We start from the raw sequence: 5227 nt of genomic DNA on the forward strand, positions 1-5227 counted from the left end.
CACCAGGAAGTGCCGTTCGAGAAGCTGGTGGAGGCGATCAACCCGGCGCGTTCGCTCGCCCACCACCCCCTGTTCCAGGTCAATCTGACGCTCCAGAACCAGGAGGCCGCCCATCTGGATCTCGCCGGTCTGAACATCGGACCGGCCGCTGTCGAGGCCACATCGGCCCGGCTGGACCTGGCCTTCAGCATGGGTGAGAAGCGGGACGCGGCAGGCGCGGCGGCAGGCATCACCGGAGCCGTCATCTACGCGACGGATCTCTTCGACCGCTCCACCGTGGAGTCCCTGGCGGAACGCCTGGTGACGCTCCTGGAGTCGGTGACGGAGGATCCGGGCCGGCGGATCGGCTCGGTGGACGTGCTGACCACCGGGGAGCGGGCGCGGATCCTCGACGAGTGGAACGACTCGCGCCGGGCGCTGCCGGCCGCCGGTCTTGCGGAGCTGTTCGAGGAGCGGGTATGCAAGGCTCCGGACGCGGTGGCCGTGGAGATCGGCGAACTCACCGTCTCGTACGCGGAGTTGAACAGCCGGGCGAACCGGCTCGCACGCCGGCTGATCGGCCTCGGCGTCGGCCCGGAGCGGATCGTGGCGGTGGCCCTGCCCCGCTCGGTGGCCTGGCTGGTCGCGATGCTGGCGGTGGCGAAGGCCGGCGGCGCGTATCTGCCGGTGGACCCGGAGTATCCGGCGGAACGCATCGGCTACATGCTGGGCGACGCGGCTCCGGTGTGTGTGCTGACGGACGCGGCGACCTCCGGGGCCCTGCCGGGGACGGCGCCCCAGGTGGTGGTGGACGAGCCGGCGCCGGACAGCGGCGACCACGAAGTTCCGGACTTCTCGAATGCTCCGGATGTCTCGGATGCGGAACGCACGGCGCCGCTGACACTCGACACGCCGGCGTACGTGATCTACACGTCCGGCTCCACCGGCCGTCCCAAGGGCGTCGTGGTGACCCACTCCGGTATCGCCGGGCTCGCCTTCTCCCAGATCGAGCGCTTCGGCGTCGAGCCCGACAGCCGGGTGCTGCAGTTCGCTTCCCCGAGCTTCGACGCCGCGGTGTCCGAGGTGTGCATGGCGTTGTTCTCGGGGGCGCGTCTCGTCCTGGCGCCGGCGGACGAGCTGCTGCCCGGCGAGAGCCTGACCGGAGTGCTGCGGCGGCACGGGGTGACGCACGCGACGCTGCCGCCCGCGGCGCTGGCGGTACTGCCCGAGGACGGGCTGCCTGCCGGGATGACGCTGATCGTGGCGGGCGAGGCGTGCCCTCCGGCGCTGGTGGGGAAGTGGTCCTCGGGCCGCCGCATGATCAACGCCTACGGACCGACCGAGACCACGGTGTGCGCCACCATGAGCCGCCCCCTGGCGGGCGAGATCGCGCCGCCCATCGGTGCCCCGGTCCTCAACGCACGGGTGTACGTGCTCGATGACCGGCTGCGTCCGGTGCCCGTCGGCGTATCGGGCGAGCTGTACGTGTCGGGGGCCGGGCTGGCGCGCGGGTACCTGGGGCGCGCGGGGCTGAGCTCGGAGCGGTTCGTCGCCAACCCGTTCGAGCCGGGTGCGCGCATGTACCGGACGGGCGACCGGGCGCGCTGGACCGGGGACGGGCAACTGGTGTTCTCCGGCCGGGCCGACGAGCAGGTGAAGGTCCGCGGATTCCGGATCGAACCGGGCGAAGTGCAGTCCGCGGTCCTCGCCCACCCCCTGGTCGCCCAGGCGGCGGTGGTCGCCCGCGAGGACACCCCGGGGGACATCAGCCTGGTCGCCTACGTGGTGCCCGGCGCGGCCGGCGAAGAGCCGGCGACACCGGTGCGGGAGTTCCTGGCCGAGCGGCTGCCGGAGTACATGGTGCCCGCCGCGGTGGTGGAACTGGACGCGCTGCCACTGACTCCGAACGGGAAACTGGACCGGGGAGCGCTGCCGGTCCCGGACTTCGCTGGGATGGCGGGCACGGGCCGGGGCCCCGCCGACGAGCGGGAAGCACTCCTGTGCACCCTCTTCGCCGGAGTCCTCGGCCTGGAGAACGTGGGCGTCGACGACGACTTCTTCGAACTGGGCGGGCACTCGCTGCTGGCGACCCTGCTGATCGCCCAGGTCGGCGCCGAGCTCGGGGTCGACGTCCCGATCCGGGCGCTGTTCGACGCGCCCACGGTCGCCGGGTTCGCCCAGCAGATCGGCGACGAGAAGTCCGCCCGGCCGAGCCTGCGGCCGATGCGACGCGTCAGGAGCACGAGCTGACCCACCGAGCGCCCGCGACGGCGCCGCCCGGGACGACTGCGGGCGGCGCCGTCGCGTACGTGTGCGGCCGAGCGGGCTGCGGTCCGAACGGCGGCGCACACCGCCGCACCCGAGCCGGGGCCCGCTACGGCGCCGCCCGGGATGACTGCGGGCGGCGCCGTCGCGTACGTGTGCGGCCGAGCGGGGTGCGGTCCGAACGGTGGCGCACACCGCGGCACCCGAGCCGGGGCCCGCTACGGCGCCGCCCGGGACCCGTGCGTGATCGTGCCTTGGCGCGCTCGTGCGGTGGTGCCGCTACGGGCGGTGTCCGTGGCGCCGCCGCAGGACACGGAAAAGCCCGCCGCCGCGCCCCGGACGGTCCGGGGCGCGGCGGCGGGCCCTTCGGCGGTCAGCCCGATCGTCGGGCGGCGGCAGCGGACACGACAGGCCCGCCCGGCTCCGTCCGCTCCCCGGACCGTGGCCGGTACGCGCGTCGCACCCGCTCGTCGAGTTCCTCCGTGACCGGCGTCAGGGCGGCGTCCTCGAAGAGCCGGCGCATCGCGACCCGCTGCACCTTGCCGCTGGTGCTGCGCAGCACCGCGCCCGGCCTGACGAACACGATGTTGCCGACGGGGACGCCGATGCTCGCGGACAGACCGGCCATGACGCCGCGTGCCAGGTCCCGCAGCGCTCCCTCGTCCAGGTCGCTCCACCGGATCTCCTGTACGAGCACGACGCTCTCGGAGCCCCCGTCCACGGTCACCGTGAACGCCGCCCCGGCGCCGTCCGCGCACGCCGGATGCTGGTCCCTCGCCTCGCGCTCGATGTCCTGCGGATAGATGTTGCGGCCGTTGAGGATCAGGACCTCCTTGATCCGGCCGGTCACATACAGCTCGCCCTCGTGGCGTACGCCCAGGTCACCCGTCCGCAGGAACGGACCGGCGCCGCTCGCGGTACGGGCGCGGAAGGACCGTTCGGTCTCCTCCTCCTGACCCCAGTACCCCCGCGCGACGCTCGGCCCCCGCAGCCAGATCTCGCCGATCTCGCCGTCGGCGAGCTCCCGCAGCGAGTGCGGATCGACGATCCGCAGATCGAAACCGTCGGAGACCGGCCCGCTGCTGACGACGAGCCGCGCCTCCTCGCCCTGCCCGGTCGGCGTGAACCGGTTCTGCTCGAACCGCTCCGCGTCGACCCGGCTCACGACGGCGGCGGACAGCCCCGGACTGCCGGAGACGAATAGGGTCGTCTCCGCCATTCCGTAGCTCGGGCAGACCGCCTCCGGCCGCAGCCCCGCCGACGCGAAGTGCTGGACGAAGTTCCGCACGGTGGCGTTCTGCACGGGTTCCGCGCCATTGACCGCCCAGCGCCAGCGCGACAGGTCCAGCGCCGCCGCCCGCTCCGCGGACACCCGTCTCACGCACAGGTCGTAGGCGAAGTTGGGCGCCGGACTGAACGCCACGTCATGCTTGTCGATCATCTCCAGCCACATCGCCGGCCGCCGGAGGAAGGTCGCGGGCGCCATGAGGAACCCCTGACCGCCGATGAACAACGGCAACAGCAACGTTCCCATCAGACCCATGTCGTGGTACGGCGGCAGCCAGCCGCCGACACGAGCGCCGTCGGGCACCCCGTACGACCGCTGGATCAGTCCGAGGTTTTCCACGAGGTTCGCATGACTGACCATCACCCCGCGCGGATCGCTGGTCGACCCGGAGGTGTACTGAAGGAACGCGAGCCGGTCCGGATCGACGGCCGCCGGGCGCCAGGCCCGGCCGGTCCCGGCGGCCGCCCGCTCGGCCGAAAGGCAGGACACCCCGGGAGCCGACCCGGCGAGCCAGGCACGGACCTCGTCGAAGTTCCGCTCGTCGGTGAGCACCGCGCTCACCCCGGCCGACGTCATGATGCCGTTCACGCGCGCCTGCTGCCCTTTGTTGCCGGACGGCAGCGGAGCGGGCACCGGTACGACGTCCGCGTACAGCGCGCCGAGAAAGGACACGACGAAATCAGGACCGGGGGGGCAGGCCAGCAGTACCCGGTCGCCGGGTTCCTGGGAATTCCGCAGCACCGTCGCAATTCCGGCCGCATTGGCATCGAGCTCGCTATAACTCAGCTGCCGCGTTATGTGAAGTCCGGACGCGTCGCCGGCCAGAAAGGAATAGGCTGTTTCGTCCGGCCGGCGCTCTGCGTGCGAACGAACCACGTCGATGATGGACCCAGGTCGGAGCATGGCGTTCCCGCCCCTCAATGGAAGATGATGCCCGCTGTCGCGGAATCATGGCCCGTCCGCACCGACCTTCGCCAACTCGGCCTCGATTAAAGCCGCTCCGGTGCTGCCGGCGCAGGTGTTCAACTGCTGCCACAGCACAGTTGAACAGCCGCAGACCCGATTGATTGATCAGCGATAGGCACTGAGCCATAGTGGGCGCGGTGAGGCAGTGGTGTGGCGCGGTGCCATGAAATGCCGTCGGTGACATCCACTGCCCGGTTTTCACGGGCGGTGATTCAGGAACGCCTGGTTTCCGGCAGGGCGACCGCCACCGAAGCGCGGACGGCCGCCGTGCGTCCCGGACGTAACCAGGAGGGTCCTGATGATTCCGTTGTCCTTTGCGCAGCGTCGGCTGTGGTTCCTCGCGCAGCTGGAGGGCCCCAGCGCGACGTACAACATCCCGGTCGCCCTCCGGCTGTCGGGCACGGTGGACCGGGAGGCGCTGGGCGCGGCACTGCGGGACGTCCTGGAGCGGCACGAGGTGCTCCGCACCACCTTCGCCGTGACCGACGGCGAGCCCCATCAGCAGATCACGGACGTCGCGGACCTGGACTGGGAGCTCCGGGTGGTGGAACTGCCCGACTCCGCAACACCCGCGGACCTGGCAGGCGCCGTCTCCGGCGTCGTCGGCCACGAGTTCGACCTGACGTCCGAACTGCCGATCCGCGCCTGGCTGTTCTCGGCCGGGCCGGACGAGCACGCCCTGGCCGTGGTCGTCCATCACATCGCGGGTGACGGCTGGTCCATGGGCCC

General features: G+C 71.9%; 3 protein-coding genes. 2 read left to right on the top strand and 1 reads right to left on the bottom strand.

Annotated elements, in window-relative coordinates; all coding sequences use genetic code 11:
* Positions 1 to 2229 (top strand): non-ribosomal peptide synthetase (locus GTY56_RS33935; RefSeq protein ID WP_161369129.1); only part of this gene is annotated, 2229 nt, incomplete at its 5' end.
* A gap of 388 nt (positions 2230 to 2617) precedes the next feature.
* Here GTY56_RS33935 and GTY56_RS33940 read toward each other — a convergent pair.
* A complete protein-coding gene (locus tag GTY56_RS33940; protein ID WP_161369130.1) occupies positions 2618 to 4435 on the bottom strand; it encodes a fatty acyl-AMP ligase in 1818 nt (605 codons plus the stop codon).
* Between the two features lie 361 nt (positions 4436 to 4796).
* Between GTY56_RS33940 and GTY56_RS33945 the strand changes: the two genes are divergently transcribed.
* A partial coding sequence (locus GTY56_RS33945; protein WP_161369131.1) for a condensation domain-containing protein occupies positions 4797 to 5227 on the top strand: 431 nt, incomplete at its 3' end.

Source organism: Streptomyces sp. SID5643 (assembly GCF_009872555.1).
GTDB classification, from domain to species: Bacteria; Actinomycetota; Actinomycetes; order Streptomycetales; family Streptomycetaceae; genus Streptomyces; species Streptomyces iakyrus.